Genomic DNA, 19,607 nt, shown 5'->3' on the forward strand with positions numbered 1-19,607 from the left:
AGATTGGGAGGTGCTCATGGGTGGAGCCATAAAAATTACGCGCACGGATATGTCTGCGAAAGATTTGCGCCGTGCGGCAAAGCGAACCAAGGATGGGCGGGTTGTACGGCGACTACTGGCCATAGCGCTGGTGCTTGATGGGGTGGATCGTGAAACGGCTGCCCGCAGCAGTGGTATGGATCGACAAACACTTCGGGATTGGGCGCATCGCTTTAACGCAGAAGGCATTGAGGGGTTATCGGATCGGAATGGCAAGGGGGCAAAACCACGGTTGTCGCCCAAGCAACAGGCGCAATTTGTGGCTTGGGTGGAGGCCGGGCCCGACCCAGTAAAAGATGGCGTAGTACGATGGCGTTGTGTCGACTTGCAGGCTCGTGTTGAAGAGGAGTTCGACGTGAAACTGCATGTGCGTACGATTGGGAAATATCTAACCAAGCATGGCTTTCGCCGCCTGTCTGTGCGTCCAGAGCATCCGAAAACTGATCGCGAAGCGCAGCAGACTTTTAAAAAAACTTTACCAGCCTCGTAAACGATACTCTGCCAGAACATGCAAAGGGGAAGCCTCTTGAGGTATGGTTCCAAGATGAAGCCCGCGTTGGACAACAGGGGACACTCACCCGTAAATGGGCCAAGCGTGGAACTCGCCCGCGCGCACCCCGTGATATACGCTTCAAATGGAGTTATATCTTTGGTGCCGCTTGTCCCGCACGTGGTACCGCCGCAGGTCTCGTCCTGCCCTACGTCAACGCCGAGGCTATGGGGCTGCATCTTGATGAGATCGCAAAAGCTGTCGCACCCGGCTCACATGCCTTGCTGATTGTTGATGGGGCGGGGTGGCATGGCGCAAAATGTTTGCAGGTGCCAGATAAAATTACGCTCGTTAAGCTGCCACCGTATTCACCCGAACTGAACCCCATGGAAAACGTCTGGGCTTATCTGCGAGCTAATAAACTCGCAATCACAGTTTTCGACACCTATGACGAAATACTCGACAAATGTGCACAAGCTTGGAACTTCTTTGCGAACGACCCAGAGCGAATAAGTTCAATCACAGATCGAGAATGGGCAAGGGTCACTTAATTCGGCCGTTGGCATTATAAGATACAGCGCGAGTTTCCCGAACTGCGCAAACGGTACTGGGGCCAGCGGTTTTGGGCTCGCGGATTTTTCTCAACAACCAGCGGCAATGTCACTGACGCTGTCATACTTCAGTATCTTGAATTACATTCAAAAAGGGAACCTACCGGCGTCAGCCGGTAGTCGTTCAGTCTAGGAAAACTGGGTGTTTGGCAGTAGGAAGGGCAATCTTATCAACACATTGGAAATTGAATGAAACATCTACTTGTCTCGACTGTCGCGTTTTTTAGTTTCACAGGCGCTGCCTGTGCCTGCTTGGATTCAAACATCAAGTGCAACGGTTGATTTGAAGGCCGCGATTTCGTCGGCCATGGCTTCAGCGGGTGTTCTCCATCCGAGGGTTTTTCTCGGACGGTTGTTCATCAGGTTTGCAACGTCGTTGAGCCATGTTTGGCTTGCACCGTTCAGGTCAGTTCCTTTGGGCATGAACTGACGCAGCAGTCCGTTGGTGTTCTCGTTGCTGCCGCGCTGCCAGGGAGCATGCGGATCGCAGAACTAGATATCAATTTTCAATCGTCGCGCCAATTCCGGATGGCAGGCCATTTCGGAGCCACGGTCATAGGTCATGCTCTTGCGCAAATCAGCGGGTAGTCGTCTCATCTGGCGGGTGAAGCTGTCAAGCGCGGCCTCGGCCCCATTGCCATCCATTTTGCAAAGAATGACAAAGCGTGTCTTGCGCTCGACCAAGGTCCCCACTGACGAGCGATTGAATGCGCCCTTGATGAGGTCGCCCTCCCAATGGCCTGGTACCAGTCGTGCTTCGATCTCTTCAGGGCGATTGATAATGCGCAATGATTCCGGGACCATAGCACTGCCCGCCGCTGTCCTGCGCTTGAGCCCACGCTTAGGCTTCGCTTGACGCAACGCCTCGATCATCGCCGCCTTCAGCCCGCCACGTGGCTGCGCGTAAATCGCGGCATAGATGGTCTCATGGCTCACATGGGCGGATGGATCATCAGGCTTCATGAGACGCAGTCTCTGCGCAATCTGCTCAGGCGACCAGTGCAGATGTACGAGCTTGCCATGAACGAAACGATAAAGATCGCTCCCCTCCACAAGCTTGCGCTTGCGGCGGCAGCGCGCGCGCCGGGCATCATAGGCCTGCCGCGCCGCTTGCGGGCAATAGCTGCCGTCTTCCTGCCGACCTCGCGCCAGCTCACGGCAGATCGTGCTCGCCGGGCGATGCAAAAGCTGGCCGATCAACCGCTGACTGCTGCCCCTATTATGCTCGGCTAATATCACGCCACGGTCCTCGCTGCTGAGGTGCTTGCTTCGTATGTCCATCGCAACATCCTATGCCCAAAGGGCTCTGAGTGTTGCATTTGAAACTTGAGTCTAAGCTGTCCGGATTGGCTCTTCTCCGCTTTGTTGAGTTATTCTAGGATTTCAAATAGAACATAGATTGATTATCTGGGATGGATGATTGTCTAATTTTGAGCTTGAAGTATTCGGTATCCCTGATGCCCCTGGCTCGTTTGCGGATCATTCCTATACTGACATTACCAGCCTCTATCCTGGCGCTTGTCAGCTTGTGTTTCGCGTAGTTGCATATGCCCACACAATGTTTTCTTAGGGATTTTGCGAACTTTTTCAGATAGAGCATGTGTGACTGATCTGCGATCAGGCACCAATTTTCCAGTTGCTCTGACATCCCCTCAAATGATGGGGCGCTCCACACAGCCTGAAGCTGTTCTTTTAAGACGTAAAGCGTATTCAGGTTGCTATTGCTCTCCAGCAACGTTTGCGAGTTATTGTCAAATCTGGTGTTTGAGTATTGTTGGTCATGCGGTGATCTGGTCGGGGTTTGTGGTTTCGATTCCGTCTTTGAACGTGACGCCTGTGATGACTTTTGCGAGGTAGTCAAAGCCGCGTAGCTTCCTCCAATTTTACTCAGCACATTGCCCCAGTTTGAACATCATGTGCAGCATGCCATCGCGTGACAGGCAGCCCTTTGAACGCTTGGTACGATGCCGGATCGTCGCGAAGGCCGATTCAATTGGATTGCTAGTGCGGATGCTTTGCCAATGCTGCGCCGGGAAGTCGAAGAATGCCATGAGTTCCTCACGATCTTTTTGCAGGCATAGTGTGGCCTTGGGATATTTGGGTTCGTAGGTTTTGATGAACAGATCGAACGCCTTTTCTGCATCGACTTTGGTCTCGGCCTGCCAGATGTCGTGCAGCGCGGCCTTGGCTTTTGGCTGAGACAGCTTGGGTAAACAATTGAGCACGTTCATCGTTTTGTGTTGCCAACAGCGTTGATGGCGGGTCTCAGGATAGACTTCGTCCATGGCCGCCCAAAACCCCATGGCACCGTCCCCGATGGCCAGCTTGGGCGCATTCATGCCTCGGCTTTTGAGGTTAAGCAGAACCTCGCGCCAGCTCTGCGTGGACTCGCGCACCCCATCCTCAATTGCCAGAAATCGCTTCTTGCCACGGGCAGTTACCCCAATAATAACAAGGGCACAGAGCTTGTCATCCTCGCCCCGAAGGCCGCTGTGAACGCCGTCGGCCCAGATATAGACGATGGGCTCGTCATCTAACTCAGCGCCTTTCCAAGCCTCGTATTCATTGGCCCAATCGCGTTTTAAACGCGAAACCGTATTAGCCGACAAGCCAACGGCATCTGGGCCCAGAAGAACCTTGAGGGCGGGAGCCATCTCGCCGCTGGAGATCCCTTTGCGGTAAAGCCATGGCAAGGCCGCTTCCAGCGTCTTCGTGCGGCGCACATAGGGCGGCACCAGGGCAGACCGGAATGTCACCGGTGTGCCGTCCTTGGACCGAACCTTTGGAATGCGCACGCTCACAGGGCCAATGCCCGTTTGAAACGGGCGGGCCGGATGATGTCCATTACGCACGACTGCCGCGTGACCGGCATCGGTGCGTAAGCCGGTAAATTGCGCCAAATAACTGACAAGCTCAGCCTCAACTGCTGTCGCGATCAATTGTTGTGCTCCCGTTTTCAGCAACTCCGCCAACGCGTCCGTCATCTCGTCTCGACGCGCAAAATCAACAATGTTAGTAGTTCCCATGGTGGTGTATCTCCTTTGGTTGGGCTGCTGTCTTCCAACAACAATTCAACCAGATACGCCGCCAACCTTCAAACCACTCAAACACCAGATTCAGTCATAGCTCAACGTTTGCAGCTTGTTACTTTGTTTTTCATTCAACTTATCCGCATTTTTGAGCAACAGATAATGCGTGCCCTTCATCAACTCTTTACCACTTGGATCGGCCTTCCTGAACTCAAGGCGACGCTGATTATGGATAGCCTTGCTGTAGTTTTTCATGACGTGGAAACGGTCAAATACGATGTCGGCCATCGGCAAGGACTCCCTGATAGCCTTTTGGTAGGCAGGCCCCATATCCATCGACACGGCCTTTATTTTATGGGCTGTATCTGGCCGCAGCTGTTTCAAAAACCTTGAAAAAACTTCGGCAGTTCGACCGGCTTCCACCCAGACCAGATGCCCTCCGACCATATCGTAGACCACCGTCATATAGTCATGACCTTTCGCCCGGGCCACTTCATCGACACCAATGTATTCCAAGCCAGCAAGCTGTGCGGGATCAAGCGCAGGGAGCGTTTCCATCAGGTATGCCTTGTCGATATTCTTTACCGTCTCCCATCGTATACCTAAATGCCTGGAGACAGCCAGAATGGATAAATGACGGCACAATCCACTGATAAGATGGCAAAATCGATGGGTGAAACGGCACCCTTTATCAACAGAAGGACACGCCTCAATGCGGCGCTCACCCTTGCTAATAAAAACCTGCGCTAGCTCAATCTCAATCACACAAGGATACCCAAAAAACGGGATGTCGTTTACTTGTCGGCGAATATGTTGGTTGATGCTACCCTTCTTGCCGGTTGCCGGTTGCAGGGTCTATAGCGCTCCTGCGGGCATCCCGACTGCACTGAACAATAACCTTCGCACCGTCTTCAGCCAGCTCAATTTCATTTACACGTTGCCCCTTCAGGCGTAAAATATGTTGCGAGATGTCGATGGTCATATACCTGCCCTATGAAAAGTTGTCAGAAACCTAACATATCAACAGGTTACTTGATGGTCGGCATCTTTTCTTACTCAACAAAGCGGAGAAGAGCCATATAATTCATCTGGCGATCAACTGTATTCGCCGCGCAGTTTCAACATCGTTGCAGGAGGTGACAATTACCTTCCTGACTGTGGGTTCGGTTCCAATAACGTTGGGTATTTCCCGACAACGCCCGACTTCTCTTTCGATCTGAGCAATATGAACGGCTATCGACTGGAAATTTCAGTGTTGAGCAACTGTGATGCGGTGCTGTTGGTCAATACGGCGGACACGCAGTGGGTTTTACGATGATGACAGCAATGGCTAAGCGGACCCGCGTATTAATCTGTCAGATCGGCAGGTCGGGAACGGGGTTCTTGATGTCTGGATCGGGACCTATGATGGCGACTACTGCGATGCCACTTTGACGCTTGAGACGTTCTAGGAGCATTTTTTTATGGAATTATTTTGAGCCGCGTGGGGAAACCTGCGCGGCATCATTCGTTTAGATGGTCCCAAAATCGACGTTCTATTGTGAATGGCGCACGAAAAAAAGGCCACCCATTACAGGGGCGGCCTTCATTCGATAGTCAGCTTGAGAAGACTTAGCCTTCGTCAGAAGCGTCTTCAGCCGATGCTTCGGCGGCAGGGGCCGCGTCGTCATCGCCAAAGTCGTCGAGACCGGCAGCGCCGAGATCGTCGAACAGCTCCTGAATTTCGAACTCAGCAGCGGCTTCTTCTTCGGCAGCCAATTCAGCAACAGATTTGCCAGCAGCCTGAAGTTCAGCTTCCTCAACCGAACGTGCGACGTTCAACTTGATGATTGCTGTGACTTCCGGGTGTAGCTTGACTGCGACGTCGTGAATGCCAAGCTCTTTGATCGGGTCAATCAATGCGACCTGCTTTTTGTCGACTGTAAAGCCAGCCGCAGTTGCAGATTCTGCAGCGTCACGGGTGGTGACGGAGCCGTACAGATTGCCGCCATCGGATGCAGAGCGAATCACGATGAAGGTTTCACCGTCCAACTTTGCAGCCATTGCGTCGGCTTCTTTCTTGGTCTCCAGGTTTTGCGCTTCAAGTTGCGCTTTCTGGGCTTCGAAAGATTTCATGTTTGCAGCATTGACGCGCAGTGCTTTGCCTTGCGGCAGCAAGAAGTTACGTGCGTAGCCCTGTTTCACAGAGACGACGTCGCCCATCTGACCCAGCTTCGCTACGCGTTCGAGAAGGATGATATCCATGATGTCTGTCCTTTACTTGACGGCGTACGGCAGCAACGCGAGAAACCGTGCGCGTTTGATGGCACGGGCCAGCGCACGCTGGTTCTTGGCGCCAACTGCGGTGATGCGGGATGGTACGATCTTGCCGCGCTCGGAAACATAGCGCTGCAGAGTACGAGTGTCTTTGTAGTCGATCTTTGGGGCGTTATCGCCTTCAAACGGATCGGACTTACGGCGGCGGAAAAATGGTTTAGTAGCCATGACTTATGGTCCTTTCTTGATCTGATTAATTAGCGGCGTTCGCGGCGTTCTGGACGCTCGTCACGCTTTTGCATTTGCACCGAAGGGCCTTCTTCGTGTGCATCAACTTTAATCGTAAGAATGCGCATTACGTCTTCGTGCAGACGCATCAGGCGTTCCATTTCCTGCACGGCGGGAGCCGGTGCATCGGAACGCAAAAAGGCATAGTGGCCCTTGCGGTTCTTGTTGATCTTGTAGGCCATTGTCTTGACGCCCCAGTATTCGGACATGACCACTTTGCCGTCGTTGTCCGACAGCACTGTGGAAAAATGTTCGATGAGGGCTTCAGCTTGCGTGTTGGACAAGTCCTGGCGCGCAATAAACACATGCTCATATAAAGGCATGGGTGCTCCGTTCATATCTGCGGCGCATTTCATAGGGTGGGGATTTCACCTTGCGCTCCCACCCACGAGAGACTGCGCAGTTCATAAAAATCTGCGCAAGGTTGGGGCCTTATACAAAGGAACGGCGCGAGGGCAAGCGAAACACGGCCGCGGCGAGGATTGTTCGGCGATTGATGCGCTGACGGATGCAGTTTGGTTAACAGAATTTCCCGCACTCACCTATTGGCGAACACGTTTGTGCCTAAGTTCGCCGTAAAGTTGTATTTGAGCAGAGGAGCCACCAATGAGCACACATCCCGATCCAATCGACTTCACAGACTTGACCACAGAAACCTATCAAGCCCGATCAAACCAAAACTCTATGTCCATGCGTCCAAACGTGACTGAGCATTATTGGGTTACGAGGTACGTCCATACGAACAACTCGTTGATATCGCCGTGTTGCTGCGGGCGACCTGCGGATTTTTGACAGTGGCGACGTTGATCGCTGCCGTCGGTCTCTGGCTGTTGCCGTCAACGGTATTTGGTGCGCAGGCCATGGTCGCAAAGATGACTGTGTCGCTGTTGTTGATCTGTGCGGCGCTGGTGTTGGCACGCGTGGTCGCGCGCGGAACCTGTGTTCGGGTCCAGATTGACACTGCAGCAGGTGAAGTGCGCGAAGTCGTTGACGGAATGTTTCAGAGCGACATCGTGTTGGCACATTACAGGTTTGATGCAATCGACGCCGTAGACGTCATTGCCGCGCGTTCCAGTGCGTCGTTCCGGCAGGTTCAGATCATCATCAAAGGGATCGGTCCTGTGCCTGCGGGCGATGGATCGCCGCTGTTGATTGCCGTATTGCGCAGCCGCTTGGCCAGTGATTTCGGATTGGAAAACGCGCATCCTGCGCGTGAGGCGGTTTGGGGTGGGCCACTGTCGCCCTCCTAAGATCCAATGCGCAGACAGCTTTAACGTGTTTTCGGCCCCCAAAGCGGGGCCGTTTGCCGTTTACCAGCCTAAGCGCCTTGGTCGCCAGATGTCTTGTGCGCAGGCTTTCGCCACGTTACCCCTGAGGAAAGAAAAAGGAGGGGGCATCTATGAGAGCGTTTGTTTTTCCAGGTCAAGGCGCGCAGACCATCGGGATGGGGCAGGCCATGGCGCAGGCGTATCCTGCGGCGAAGGCGGTGTTTGACGAGGTCGATGATGCGTTGGGCGAAAAGCTGTCGGATCTGATTTGGTCCGGCGATATTGCAGATCTGACCCTGACCAAAAATGCACAACCCGCGCTGATGGCCACATCATTGGCCGCGATGCGCGCGCTTGAGGTCGAAGGCGTCACGATTGCCGCTGCGTCGTTTGTCGCGGGTCATTCGTTAGGGGAGTATTCGGCGCTCGCAGCATCTGGTGCATCGAGCATTGCAGATACCGCACGTCTGTTGCGTATTCGCGGTGAGGCGATGCAGGACGCCGTGCCCGTGGGCATTGGCGCAATGGCGGTTTTGTTGGGCCTAGATTTCGCAGGTGCACAAGCTGTTGCGGCTGAGGCAGCACAAGGTGAGGTGTGTCAGGCTGCCAATGATAATGACCCGAGCCAAGTTGTCGTATCGGGCCACAGGTCGGCTGTCGAGCGCGCAGTGGAGATCGCAAAGGCACATGGCGCAAAACGCGCCATGCTGCTTCCGGTGAGCGCGCCGTTCCATTCATCGCTGATGGGTCCGGCGGCGGATGTGATGGCAAAGGCATTGGCGGATGTGACGATGACGGCGCCTGCGGTGCCTTTGATTGCAAATGTACGGGCTGCTGCCGTTGGTGTGGACGACATCAAGGGGTTGCTTGTGGAACAGATCACAGGGTCCGTACGCTGGCGTGAGAGCGTGATGTGGATGGCAGATGCAGGTGTCACCGACGTGTGGGAAATTGGCGCGGGCAAGGCGCTGTCTGGGATGGTAAAACGGGTGGATCGCAACATCGCGACCCGCGCAATTGGATCACCTGATGATATTGTGGCGGCGGTTGCTGCATTGAACGAAGGATAAGACATGTTTGATTTAACTGGAAAAAACGCGCTTATCACCGGCGCATCAGGTGGCATTGGCGGGGAAATTGCGCGTGCACTGCACGGCGCGGGCGCAACGGTGGGTTTGTCGGGAACGCGGGTTGAACCGCTTGACGCGCTGGCCGCTGAGCTGGGCACGCGCGCGCATGTGCTGCCCTGTGATCTCAGCGACGGCGCGGCGGTTGACGCGCTGCCCAAGCAGGCGATCGAGGCGATGGGGTCTGTCGATATCTTGATAAACAACGCTGGCATCACCCGCGATCAGATTTTTATGCGGATGTCGGATGACGAATGGGGCGACGTGATTAACGTCAACCTGACGTCTACGATGCGTCTGTGTAAGGGCGTGATCCGTGGCATGATGAAGGAGCGTTGGGGGCGGATTGTGAATGTGAGTTCCATTGTCGGTGCCACAGGCAATCCGGGCCAAGCAAATTATGCCGCGTCCAAGGCGGGTATGGTTGGGATGTCCAAATCCATCGCCTATGAGGTGGCATCGCGCGGAATTACGGTCAATTGCATCGCGCCGGGCTTTATCGCAACACCGATGACCGACAAGCTGAGCGATGAGCAAAAAGACAAGATTAACCAACAGATTCCCGCCGGTCGGATGGGAACACCGGAAGAAATTGCTGCGGCTGCACTGTATTTGGCAAGCGTGCAGGCGGCCTACGTCACCGGCACAACTTTGCACGTCAACGGTGGTATGGCGATGCTGTAGCCCCTATATAGAGGCTTATTGAAAGCGTTTGCCAAGACAGGATTCTCTGGTATAGGCGGCGCAGAATTGGGGTTTGTGACGCAGCGTCTCAAGTCTTAGCGGTTCTAAGGCGGATCAAAACAGCTGCCCCGACGCACGTTGGATGTGGCATACCTAATAGGGCCAAAGCCCTGAACTATATGAGGAATTTGACATGAGCGACGTAGCAGTCCGCGTTCGGAAGATCGTTGTAGAGCACCTTGGTGTTGAAGAAGACAAAGTTGTAGAAAGCGCGTCATTTATCGACGATCTGGGTGCAGACAGCCTCGACACTGTTGAGCTGGTGATGGCGTTCGAAGAGGAATTCGGCATCGAAATCCCTGACGACGCAGCAGAAACGATCCAGAGCTTTGGCGACGCGGTCAAGTTCATCACTGAAGCGTCCTAAGCGACCTTTGGTTCTAAATCGGGAAGGGCGGTACCTATAGTGGGGCCGCCTTTTTTGTTGCGATAACAGGGGCCTTGCCTTTACGGTTTGTTGGACAAGATTTGAGGCGAATATGAAACTGCTGATCCTTTACGGACTAATTGCTGCCTGCCTTGTGTGCCTACTGGCCTATTTCGGGATGACACAAGCGTTGGGCGCGCATCCGTGGTGGGCCTTTGATGTCGCGCTATTCGGGGCTGTGCCAGGGATCTTGCTGGCGGTTGGTTTGGCATATGTGACGCGGTTTGCCTTATTTTTTGCAGCATTTGATCTGGCTTTGTCGGGTGCAATCGTGTGGTGGGGCAAACGGATGTTTGTCGTGGCCAACGGCGACAATGCATTGGCGGGGCAGATGTGGTTTTTTGGTTGGATCGCAGTTTGTGCCTGCGCTGTGGCCGTGATCGCTTTGCTGGTTCAAAAGATTAAAAGTGACGCTGCGCAGTCACCCGCCAATTAAACCCAAAGGCACTGTCGTTATACTTGGCACCTCGTGCGTCACACGGTATCAGGTAAAAAAGAAATTTAAACGTGAGGGTTGAGCCATGCGTCGAGTAGTTATTACCGGATTGGGGCTGATTACCCCGCTGGCTGACGGGGTCGAGAAATCGTGGGAACGGCTTCTTGCTGGCCAATCAGGTGCAGGGCCGATCACGCGCTTTGATCCCGAAGGGTTTGCGACCACCTATGCGTGCGAAGTCCCCTACGGTGACGGCACGGACGGCACGTTCAATCCAGACAAATATATGCATCCCAAAGATCAGCGTAAAATCGACACCTTCATCCTGTTCGCGATGGCTGCTGCGATCCAAGCGGTTGAGGATTCAGGTTGGATGCCCGAAAATACTGCCGATCTGGAACGCACCGGCGTTCTGACGGGGTCGGGCATTGGCGGTCTGCAATCCATCGCTGAAACCGCGATTATGATGAAAGAAAAGGGCCCGCGCCGTGTGTCGCCGTTCTTTGTTCCTGGTGCATTGATCAACCTGATTTCGGGTCAGATTGCCATCAAGTACGGCTTTAAAGGGCCAAATCATGCGGTCGTCACCGCCTGTTCCACGGGTGCGCACGCTATTGGCGATGCGACGCAACTGATCAAAACTGGCCGCGCTGATGTGATGGTTGCGGGCGGTGCAGAAGCGACAATCTGTGAGATTGGCATCGCGGGTTTCAACGCCTGCAAAGCCCTATCCACCAAACGCCCTGATGATCCGACTAAGGCCAGCCGTCCGTATGACGCGGACCGCGATGGGTTTGTGATGGGTGAGGGCGCGGGCATGGTTGTGCTGGAAGAATACGAACATGCCAAGGCGCGCGGTGCGACGATTTATGCAGAGGTATTGGGCTATGGTCTGACCGGTGACGCACACCATATTACAGCCCCGTCCGAAACTGGCGAGGGTGGCGAGCGGTCCATGCGCATGGCGCTCGATGACGCAGGGCTTCAGGCCAGAGATATCGATTACATCAACGCGCACGGCACATCCACGATGGCGGATACAATTGAACTTGGCGCAGTGGAGCGGCTGATGGGGGATGCGGCCAATAAGGTGACGATGTCGTCAACCAAATCGGCAACTGGGCACCTGTTGGGGGCTGCGGGTGCGATTGAAGCGATTTTCTCTGTGCTGGCGATCCGTGATCAGGTGGCGCCACCGACGATCAATCTGGACAATCTGGCAGTTGAAACGACCATTGATCTGGCGGCCAACAAGAAGGTTGAACGCGAAATTAATATTGCGCTGTCCAATTCGTTTGGTTTTGGCGGCACCAATGCAAGCGTATTGTTCGGAAAGGTTTCCTGAATGTGGAAACATATTGCGGCCAATGCGCTGACGTTTCTGATCGTCGCGTTGTTCCTGTTTGGCGGTGTCATTGCCTGGGGAACCAATGAATACAGCGCTGAGGGCCCGCTAGATCAGGCGATTTGTGTGCAGGTCCGGTCCGGGTCCAACATGCGACTGGTGAGCGTCGATCTGGCCGAGCAGAACGCGATTTCATCGCCGGCAATTTTCCGTATGGGCGTGGATTATTCCGATAAGGCGTCGCTGCTGAAAGCGGGCAGTTTTCTGGTGCCCGAACGATCTTCGATGGCTGAGATCGTCGATATTGTGACGCGCGGTGGCCAAAGCACCTGTGGCACAGAAATTGTGTACCGTGTCGGTGTGACACGCGTTGTGGCGCAGGTGCGTGAATTGGACCCTGTGTCCGGTCGGTTTGTTGAATTGGCAGATTTCGATCCCGCAGAGGTTGGCGAAACGCCTGTGGCATACACCGAAACCCGCGCGGCTGATGACACGCAATACCGGGTTGTGATCGCCGAAGGTGTCACCAGCTGGCAGGTGGTTCAGGCACTCAATTCATTAGAATTTATGGACGGTGAAGTTTCGGATATTCCGCTTGAGGGCAATTTGGCGCCTGATTCTTATCAGGTGCAACCCGGGGATTCTGTGGCCGAACTGTTGGCTGTAATGGAGTCTTCGCAAGCCCGCATTCTGGCGTCGGCTTGGGCGGAGCGCGCCGATGGATTGCCATTATCATCCCCGCAAGAGGCGCTGATTCTTGCGTCGATCATCGAGAAAGAAGCATCGACATCAGATGAGCGGTTTGACGTGGCATCAGTGTTTGTGAACCGCCTGAACTTAGGCATGCGTTTGCAGACGGACCCGACGGTCATTTATGGCGTAACCGAAGGACGCGGCGTGCTGGGTCGTGGATTGCGACAGAGTGAACTTCGCGCTGAAACGCCCTGGAATACTTACGTTATTGCCGGATTGCCCGAAACGCCGATTGCCAATCCCGGGGCCGCCACGATTGAGGCGGCGCTGAACCCCGCGAGCACGGATTTCATCTTTTTCGTGGCAAAAACATTGGACCCGCGCGACGGCCATAACTTTGCGGTGACGCTGGATGATCACAACGCGAACGTTGCGATTTACCGCGCCCTTGAAGCGGAACGTGCGGCACTCACCGACAACTAGACGTTAACGATTGGTTGACGCGGCGAACGCTAACGCACTGGTAAGATTTGGTTAAAACCACCGCCCAGCGTATCAATACCACACGCTGGACGAAAGCTGAACGGGCTTTGGGCGCAATCCCAAGGCCCGTTTTCGTTTTCGTTTCATGGGCGGAGTAACCTGAGAGGGATCTCCCTGATGACCAACCAAAGCGGTGGTGAACCCACCGAACATAAAACGGCTGCCGAACGTATCGAGGAGGCTAGGCAGCTTAACCGAAACATCAATCAAACTCTCAAGACGATCATCGAGCTGTTTCAGGAGGGTGATTTTGACAACGTCGCGCTGCTGCCCAAGCAGATGGCGTTGCTGAATACCGTCGTCACCGAGAGCCAGAAGAGAGAGACAGAATTCAATGACAGACATGGAACAGGGCTTGCCGAGGGGGACATCGATTTCGACGACCTCATACCAGCGGCCAGAATATCTGACTCATTTATTTGGTTTTAATTTTTGGCAAACTCTGAATCAATATTCTCCATAGATTGGGAGGTGCTCATGGGTGGAGTCATAAAAATTACGCGCACGGATATGTCTGCGAAAGATTTGCGCCGTGCGGCAAAGCGAACCAAGGATGGGCGGGTTGTACGGCGACTACTGGCCATAGCGCTGGTGCTTGATGGGGTGGATCGTGAAACGGCTGCCCGCAGCAGTGGTATGGATCGACAAACACTTCGGGATTGGGCGCATCGCTTTAACGCAGAAGGCATTGAGGGGTTATCGGATCGGAATGGCAAGGGGGCAAAACCACGGTTGTCGCCCAAGCAACAGGCGCAATTTGTGGCGTGGGTGGAGGCCGGGCCCGACCCAGTAAAAGATGGCGTAGTACGATGGCGTTGTGTCGACTTGCAGGCTCGTGTTGAAGAGGAGTTCGACGTGAAACTGCATGTGCGTACGATTGGGAAATATCTAACCAAGCATGGCTTTCGCCGCCTGTCTGTGCGTCCAGAGCATCCGAAAACTGATCGCGAAGCGCAGCAGACTTTTAAAAAAACTTTACCAGCCTCGTAAACGATACTCTGCCAGAACATGCAAAGGGGAAGCCTCTTGAGGTATGGTTCCAAGATGAAGCCCGCGTTGGACAACAGGGGACACTCACCCGTAAATGGGCCAAGCGTGGAACTCGCCCGCGCGCACCCCGTGATATACGCTTCAAATGGAGTTATATCTTTGGTGCCGCTTGTCCCGCACGTGGTACCGCCGCAGGTCTCGTCCTGCCCTACGTCAACGCCGAGGCTATGGGGCTGCATCTTGATGAGATCGCAAAAGCTGTCGCACCCGGCTCACATGCCTTGCTGATTGTTGATGGGGCGGGGTGGCATGGCGCAAAATGTTTGCAGGTGCCAGATAAAATTACGCTCGTTAAGCTGCCACCGTATTCACCCGAACTGAACCCCATGGAAAACGTCTGGGCTTATCTGCGAGCCAATAAACTCGCAATCACAGTTTTCGACACCTATGACGAAATACTCGACAAATGTGCACAAGCTTGGAACTTCTTTGCGAACGACCCAGAGCGAATAAGTTCAATCACAGATCGAGAATGGGCAAGGGTCACTTAATTCGGCCGTTGGTATCAGGCGTGAGATCGGGTGCCGCCTTGGTCGCATCCGCCGATGTTGCAAATCGTAAGGCGTTTTTGCGCGGGTTGTCGGGGCCGCAATTAAAGGCACTGCCCTATTTGTTCGAGATCTGGGCATTGGACCATCAGTTGGCCCCAGAGGGGGACTGGCGGACGTGGATTATTTTAGGCGGTCGCGGCGCGGGTAAGACGCGCGCGAGTGCTGAATGGGTCCGCTCAATGGTGGAGGGGTCGCGTCCGCGCGACCCCGGCATGGCGCGCCATGTGGGGCTGATCGGCGAAACGATGGAACAGGCGCGCGAAGTCATGGTGTTCGGGGCAAGCGGCATTCTGGCGTGTTCGCCGCCCGACAGGCGACCACAATGGATTTTAGGGCGCAATTTGCTGGTCTGGCCGAATGGTGCCGAGGCAAGATTGTATTCGGCATTTGACCCCGAGAGGTTGCGCGGGCCGCAGTTTGATGAGGTTTGGGCCGATGAACTGGCAAAGTAGCCAAAGGCGCAGAACACGTGGGACATGATGCAGTTTTGTTTGCGTTTGGGCAAAAAACCGCGTGCATGTGTCACCACGACACCCAAAAACGTCGAGATATTGAAAGACCTGATGGCGCGCAAAAGCACGGTTCAAACTCATGCCACGACGCACGCCAATCGCGCCTATCTGGCTGATAGTTTTCTGACAGAGGTGCAGGAACGCTACGCGGGGACGCGGCTGGGGCGTCAGGAATTGGAGGGTGTTTTATTGGCGGATGTTGACGGCGCGCTGTGGACGTCGGCGCGCCTTCAGGCCGCGCACATGAGCAAACTGCCCGAGATGGACCGCATTGTCGTAGCAGTGGACCCGCCCGCGGGGGCGAATGCGACGTCTGATGCCTGCGGGATTATTGTGGCCGGGATGGTCAGCCAAGGACCCGTATCGGACTGGATGATATACGTGATTGAAGACGCCAGTGTGCAGGGTGTCAGCCCGTACGAGTGGGCGGCGGCGGCGATTGCCGCGATGGACCGCCACGGCGCGGACCGCATGGTCGCGGAGGTCAATCAAGGGGGGGCGATGGTTGAAACTATTGTGCGTTCTATTGATCCGTCCGTGTCCTACCGCGCGGTCCATGCGACGCGGGGCAAGGCGATGCACGCGGAGCCTGTGGCGGCGTTGTATGAACAGGGGCGGGTGCGTCACGCGCTAGGGCTGGGAGAGCTTGAGGACGAGATGTGCCAGATGACGGCGCAGGGATACGGCGGAACAGGGTCGCCGGACCGCGTGGATGCGCTGGTTTGGGCGCTGACCGATTTGTTCTTGGAACCTGCCAAACGCTGGCGGGCACCGCATATCCGCACACTTTAGCCCTATAAATATAGGGTTTTGCAGGGTGTTGCGCGGCCACAGAGCGGTAGGTTTCCATCTTCGTAAGAATTTTAGTCGAAATTGTATCGTGTTGGATCGAACGCCTGTCAGGGGCGGCACCAAAGGGGATTTGAATGTTTGATTTTCTGAAGCGGGCGGACGCGGGCCAAGAGATGGGCAAGATGGATGTGCCAGAAGTTAAGGCGTCAGCAACGGGCAAGATTGCGGCGTGGGGCACGGTGGGTCGGTCTGTTTGGGGTGCTCGGGACGTGGCGACGCTGACGCGCAGTGGTTTAACCAGCAACCCCGTCGGTTTTCGCGCGGTCAAGATCATTGCCGAAGCTGCGGCGGCTTTGCCGTTGGTGTTGCAGGACAATGAGCGCCGTTATGACACGCATCCGGTGTTGGACCTGATCCAGCGCCCGAACGCGGCGCAAGGACGTGCTGAATTGTTTGAAACTTTGTTCGGTCAGTTGTTATTGACTGGCAACGGGTATCTTGAGGCCGTTGGCGGTGACGATACGCCGCTTGAGCTGCATGTGTTGCGGTCCGATCGCATGACGTTTGTGCCAGGTGCGGATGGCTGGCCGGTTGCCTATTACTACACAGTTGGCGGGCGCAAGCATCGTTTCGCTGTCGGTGAAGGCGCAAGCCCGATTTGCCATGTCAAAAGTTTCCACCCGCAGGACGATCATTACGGGTTGTCGCCGATGCAGGCCGCGGCGACGGCGCTGGATGTGCACAATGTGGCGAGCCGTTGGTCCAAAGCGTTGCTTGATAATGCGGCGCGTCCAAGTGGTGCAATCATTTACAAGGGTGCAGACGGTCAAAGCCAGTTGAGTGCGGATCAATATGATCGGTTGTTGAGCGAGATGGAGACCCAGCATCAAGGTGCCAAGAATGCGGGCCGTCCGATGTTGCTGGAAGGTGGGCTTGACTGGAAGCCGATGGGGTTCAGCCCGTCGGATATGGAATTTCAGAAGACAAAAGAGGCGGCAGCGCGCGAGATTGCGATTGCGTTCGGGGTGCCGCCGATGCTGCTGGGTCTGACGGGCGACGCGACCTATGCGAATTATCAGGAAGCCAACCGCGCGTTTTACCGGCTGACCGTGTTGCCATTGGTGACGCGCGTTGCAGGGTCGATTGCCGATTGGCTTGGCGATTTCACCGGTGAGCGCTTCGATCTCAAGCCGGATCTGGATCAGGTCGCAGCACTTTCTGTTGAGCGGGACGCGCAGTGGAAACGGGTCGCAACCGCGGCATTCCTGACCGACGCCGAGAAGCGCAATCTTCTGGGGTTACCGATCCTTGAGGTGGGCGATGGGTAATGTGCGTGAAACGTTTCAGTGCGGCCCGTCGCTGCGCATTGATGCGCAGGAGCGCATGACCGCCCTGCAATTTGCCCAGATGAGTATCCAGCTTGGCAAGATCGAAGCAATGATGGAGCGGCTGGAACGGCGGTTGTGGCTGACGGTTTACGGCGTGGTCGGTGTGGTGCTGGCCAAGGCGGTTCAATCATTCGCCGTGTTGATGCCTTGAAAGGAATTGAGATGACTTTGGAACATAAATTTATTGCCCTTGGCGACAGTGTTTCTGTCACGAACGGAATCGAGATCAGTGGCTAGGCGTCGCTGTTTGGCAAGGCCGATCAGGGCGGCGATGTGGTTGAAACCGGCGCTTATGTGGCGTCGTTGGCGACGCTGGCGGGCAAGGGCGGGCGGGTTAAAATGCTGTGGCAGCACGATCCCGCACAACCGATTGGCGTGTGGGACGAGGTCCGGGAGGACGCCGCTGGCCTTTGGGTCAAGGGCCATATCCTGCGCGATGTCGAGAAGGGCCGCGAGGCCGCCACGCTGATCGAGGCGGGCGCCATTGACGGGCTTTCCATAGGCTATCGCACCGTGCGGGCCACCAAGAATGCGAAGGGCGGTCGCCTTTTGTCCGAACTGGAGCTTTGGGAGGTGTCACTGGTGACGTTCCCGATGCTTCCCGATGCGCGGGTGGGGGCGAAGGGGGATGACCCTGCCGACTGCACCTTGCGTGAATTGGCGGGGGTGTTCGAGACTGCCCGCGCCGTGCTGGGCCACCGCTAGGACTGGCGTTTCCACCCATTGATCAAGAGGATCTGAACATGACCAAACCCGAAGCTACGGCTCGGGCCGGGGAAGATACGCCCTCTCCGGCTCAGGACCTAAAGACCGCGATGGCGGGATTTGTGATCGATTTCAAACACTTCACCACTGATATTCAAACCAAGATGACCGAATGACCAAACTTGACCGTAAATCTATGACCTTTGGCGCACGCCCTGCGTTGGCGAGCAATGTAAGCGATCAAGCGCCGCACCAGAAAGCGTTCGAAGCTTATCTGCGGTCGGGCGACGATGATGCGCTGCGTGGCCTTGAGCTGGAAGGCAAATCCCTTTCGTCCGCCGTGGCGGCTGATGGCGGCTGATGGTGGCTATCTGGTGGACCCGCAGACATCTGCGTTCGTTCAATCCACGCTGGCATCTACCGCGTCGATCCGTGCGATCGCCAATGTCGTGAACGTCGAGGCGACGTCCTATGATGTGTTGATTGATCACACTGAAATGGGCGCTGGATGGGCGACGGAAAACGACCCGACAGCTAAATTCGGCACACCGCAGATTGATCGTATCACGATTGGTTTGCATGAGCTGTCCGCACTGCCAAAGGCATCGCAACGATTGCTGGACGATTCAGCGTTCAACATCGATGAATGGCTTGCTGGCCGTATCGCTGACAAGTTTGCACGATCAGAGGCGGCGGCGTTTGTGAACGGCAATGGCGTTGATAAGCCCACGGGCTTTCTGACAGTGCCACAGGTCAACAATGACGTCTGGGTTTGGGGCAATATCGGCTATGTCGTGTCCGGCGCAGACGGTGATTTTTCCGGTGCAGAGGCGTTGATTGATCTGGTCTACGCACTTGGTGCAGCATATCGCGCCAACGGCACGTTTGTGATGAATTCCAAGACCGCTGGCGCTGTGCGCAAGCTGAAGGACAACGATGACCGTTTCTTGTGGTCTGACGGTTTGGTGGCTGGTGAACCAGCACGCTTGCTGGGCTATCCGGTCCTTATCGCCGAAGACATGCCAGACATCGCGTCTGATGCCACGGCGATTGCGTTCGGTGATTATGGTACTGGTTATACGGTGGCCGAACGTCCCGATTTGCGCGTGCTACGTGATCCATTCAGCGCAAAGCCACACGTGCTGTTCTACGCAACCAAGCGCGTCGGCGGTGCAGTGTCTGATTTTGGCGCGATTAAGCTTCTCAAGTTCGGCCTGTCCTAAGGGCTGAGGGGGACGGGGGCGCCTTTTATAAGGTGCCCCCGGGTCCGGGCGTGTGCGTAACGCGGGTAAACCCTCGCGTTGTCCAGCTGC

General features: G+C 55.4%; 16 protein-coding genes and 7 pseudogenes. 16 read left to right on the plus strand and 7 right to left on the minus strand.

The window, feature by feature from the left end:
- Positions 1-16 precede the first annotated feature (16 nt).
- Positions 17-1,080 (plus strand): IS630 family transposase gene (locus tag OA238_RS29765; RefSeq protein ID WP_085982726.1). Its coding sequence is split into 2 segments (ribosomal slippage): positions 17-521 and positions 521-1,080, totalling 1,065 coding nucleotides; the frame shifts between segments, so codons are not numbered across the junction.
- A 3-nt stretch (positions 1,081-1,083) separates the two neighbouring features.
- Positions 1,084-1,260 (plus strand): annotated as a pseudogene (locus tag OA238_RS29770) (transposase); the annotation flags it as partial.
- 138 nt (positions 1,261-1,398) lie between these two features.
- Here the strand turns inward: OA238_RS29770 and OA238_RS29775 are convergent.
- From OA238_RS29775 to rpsF, 7 genes and pseudogenes are all read right to left on the minus strand, one after another.
- Positions 1,399-2,421, minus strand: a pseudogene (locus tag OA238_RS29775) (IS30 family transposase).
- A 94-nt stretch (positions 2,422-2,515) separates the two neighbouring features.
- Positions 2,516-3,001 (minus strand): transposase, encoded by a 486-nt coding sequence (locus tag OA238_RS05840; RefSeq protein ID WP_245581450.1) that lies wholly within the window; start codon positions 2,999-3,001, stop codon positions 2,516-2,518.
- Positions 2,919-4,166 (minus strand): annotated as a pseudogene (locus tag OA238_RS05845) (IS256-like element ISOan6 family transposase). The gene OA238_RS05840 and the pseudogene OA238_RS05845 overlap by 83 nt, the downstream one beginning before the upstream one ends.
- A gap of 102 nt (positions 4,167-4,268) precedes the next feature.
- A pseudogene (locus OA238_RS29780) lies at positions 4,269-5,151 on the minus strand (ISL3 family transposase); the annotation flags it as partial.
- Between the two features lie 629 nt (positions 5,152-5,780).
- Positions 5,781-6,413 (minus strand): 50S ribosomal protein L9, encoded by a 633-nt coding sequence (gene rplI / locus OA238_RS05855; RefSeq protein ID WP_015494470.1) that lies wholly within the window; start codon positions 6,411-6,413, stop codon positions 5,781-5,783.
- Between the two features lie 12 nt (positions 6,414-6,425).
- Positions 6,426-6,653 carry a 30S ribosomal protein S18 gene (gene rpsR / locus OA238_RS05860; protein WP_015494471.1) on the minus strand — a complete coding sequence of 76 codons (228 nt, stop codon included), beginning with the start codon at positions 6,651-6,653 and terminating at the stop codon, positions 6,426-6,428.
- Between the two features lie 29 nt (positions 6,654-6,682).
- The gene (gene rpsF, locus OA238_RS05865) at positions 6,683-7,036 is read right to left on the minus strand and encodes a 30S ribosomal protein S6 (protein WP_044037985.1); all 354 of its coding nucleotides are present in this window, start codon (positions 7,034-7,036) and stop codon (positions 6,683-6,685) included.
- A gap of 393 nt (positions 7,037-7,429) precedes the next feature.
- On the opposite strand from rpsF, the gene OA238_RS28700 reads away from it, so the two are divergent.
- From OA238_RS28700 to OA238_RS05940, 14 genes and pseudogenes are all read left to right on the plus strand, one after another.
- Positions 7,430-7,963, plus strand: coding sequence for a hypothetical protein (locus OA238_RS28700; protein WP_015494473.1), 534 nt, complete (start codon positions 7,430-7,432; stop codon positions 7,961-7,963).
- Positions 7,964-8,112: 149 nt separating this feature from the next.
- Positions 8,113-9,051: an ACP S-malonyltransferase gene (gene fabD / locus OA238_RS05875; protein ID WP_015494474.1), complete on the plus strand. Its 939-nt coding sequence runs from the start codon at positions 8,113-8,115 to the stop codon at positions 9,049-9,051.
- Between the two features lie 3 nt (positions 9,052-9,054).
- The gene (fabG, locus tag OA238_RS05880; protein ID WP_015494475.1) at positions 9,055-9,792 is read left to right on the plus strand and encodes a 3-oxoacyl-[acyl-carrier-protein] reductase; all 738 of its coding nucleotides are present in this window, start codon (positions 9,055-9,057) and stop codon (positions 9,790-9,792) included.
- Between the two features lie 193 nt (positions 9,793-9,985).
- Entirely contained in the window at positions 9,986-10,219 is a 234-nt protein-coding gene (locus OA238_RS05885) for an acyl carrier protein (protein ID WP_015494476.1), read from the plus strand.
- A 112-nt stretch (positions 10,220-10,331) separates the two neighbouring features.
- Positions 10,332-10,715, plus strand: a complete 384-nt coding sequence (locus tag OA238_RS05890; RefSeq protein ID WP_015494477.1) for a hypothetical protein — start codon at positions 10,332-10,334, stop codon at positions 10,713-10,715.
- An 85-nt stretch (positions 10,716-10,800) separates the two neighbouring features.
- The gene (fabF, locus tag OA238_RS05895; RefSeq protein WP_015494478.1) at positions 10,801-12,060 is read left to right on the plus strand and encodes a beta-ketoacyl-ACP synthase II; all 1,260 of its coding nucleotides are present in this window, start codon (positions 10,801-10,803) and stop codon (positions 12,058-12,060) included.
- Entirely contained in the window at positions 12,061-13,236 is a 1,176-nt protein-coding gene (gene mltG / locus OA238_RS05900) for an endolytic transglycosylase MltG (RefSeq protein ID WP_015494479.1), read from the plus strand.
- A gap of 177 nt (positions 13,237-13,413) precedes the next feature.
- A complete protein-coding gene (locus OA238_RS05905; RefSeq protein WP_015494480.1) occupies positions 13,414-13,725 on the plus strand; it encodes a hypothetical protein in 312 nt (103 codons plus the stop codon).
- A gap of 48 nt (positions 13,726-13,773) precedes the next feature.
- Positions 13,774-14,837 (plus strand): IS630 family transposase gene (locus OA238_RS29790; RefSeq protein WP_420806480.1). Its coding sequence is split into 2 segments (ribosomal slippage): positions 13,774-14,263 and positions 14,263-14,837, totalling 1,065 coding nucleotides; the frame shifts between segments, so codons are not numbered across the junction.
- Positions 14,819-16,201: pseudogene (locus OA238_RS05920) on the plus strand (DNA-packaging protein). The gene OA238_RS29790 and the pseudogene OA238_RS05920 overlap by 19 nt, the downstream one beginning before the upstream one ends.
- 134 nt (positions 16,202-16,335) lie before the next feature.
- Positions 16,336-17,529 (plus strand): phage portal protein, encoded by a 1,194-nt coding sequence (locus OA238_RS05925; RefSeq protein ID WP_015494482.1) that lies wholly within the window; start codon positions 16,336-16,338, stop codon positions 17,527-17,529.
- Positions 17,522-17,740: a GTA head formation protein, RCAP_rcc01685 family gene (locus OA238_RS05930; protein WP_015494483.1), complete on the plus strand. Its 219-nt coding sequence runs from the start codon at positions 17,522-17,524 to the stop codon at positions 17,738-17,740. The genes OA238_RS05925 and OA238_RS05930 overlap by 8 nt, the downstream gene beginning before the upstream one ends.
- 11 nt (positions 17,741-17,751) lie before the next feature.
- Positions 17,752-18,294 (plus strand): annotated as a pseudogene (locus OA238_RS05935) (HK97 family phage prohead protease).
- A 38-nt stretch (positions 18,295-18,332) separates the two neighbouring features.
- Positions 18,333-19,517 (plus strand): annotated as a pseudogene (locus OA238_RS05940) (phage major capsid protein).
- Positions 19,518-19,607: the final 90 nt, after the last annotated feature.

Source organism: Octadecabacter arcticus 238 (assembly GCF_000155735.2).
GTDB classification, from domain to species: Bacteria; Pseudomonadota; Alphaproteobacteria; order Rhodobacterales; family Rhodobacteraceae; genus Octadecabacter; species Octadecabacter arcticus.

What these genes read in the sequence shown, in the direction of transcription:
- OA238_RS05885 (WP_015494476.1), top strand. Translation starts at nt 9,986, where the DNA reads ATGAGCGACGTAGCAGTCCGCGTTCGGAAGATCGTTGTAGAGCACCTT.
- OA238_RS05905 (WP_015494480.1), top strand. Translation starts at nt 13,414, where the DNA reads ATGACCAACCAAAGCGGTGGTGAACCCACCGAACATAAAACGGCTGCC.
- rplI (WP_015494470.1), bottom strand. Translation starts at nt 6,413, where the DNA reads ATGGATATCATCCTTCTCGAACGCGTAGCGAAGCTGGGTCAGATGGGC.
- fabF (WP_015494478.1), top strand. Translation starts at nt 10,801, where the DNA reads ATGCGTCGAGTAGTTATTACCGGATTGGGGCTGATTACCCCGCTGGCT.
- OA238_RS05930 (WP_015494483.1), top strand. Translation starts at nt 17,522, where the DNA reads ATGGGTAATGTGCGTGAAACGTTTCAGTGCGGCCCGTCGCTGCGCATT.
- fabD (WP_015494474.1), top strand. Translation starts at nt 8,113, where the DNA reads ATGAGAGCGTTTGTTTTTCCAGGTCAAGGCGCGCAGACCATCGGGATG.
- fabG (WP_015494475.1), top strand. Translation starts at nt 9,055, where the DNA reads ATGTTTGATTTAACTGGAAAAAACGCGCTTATCACCGGCGCATCAGGT.
- rpsF (WP_044037985.1), bottom strand. Translation starts at nt 7,036, where the DNA reads ATGCCTTTATATGAGCATGTGTTTATTGCGCGCCAGGACTTGTCCAAC.
- mltG (WP_015494479.1), top strand. Translation starts at nt 12,061, where the DNA reads ATGTGGAAACATATTGCGGCCAATGCGCTGACGTTTCTGATCGTCGCG.
- OA238_RS05925 (WP_015494482.1), top strand. Translation starts at nt 16,336, where the DNA reads ATGTTTGATTTTCTGAAGCGGGCGGACGCGGGCCAAGAGATGGGCAAG.
- OA238_RS05890 (WP_015494477.1), top strand. Translation starts at nt 10,332, where the DNA reads ATGAAACTGCTGATCCTTTACGGACTAATTGCTGCCTGCCTTGTGTGC.
- rpsR (WP_015494471.1), bottom strand. Translation starts at nt 6,653, where the DNA reads ATGGCTACTAAACCATTTTTCCGCCGCCGTAAGTCCGATCCGTTTGAA.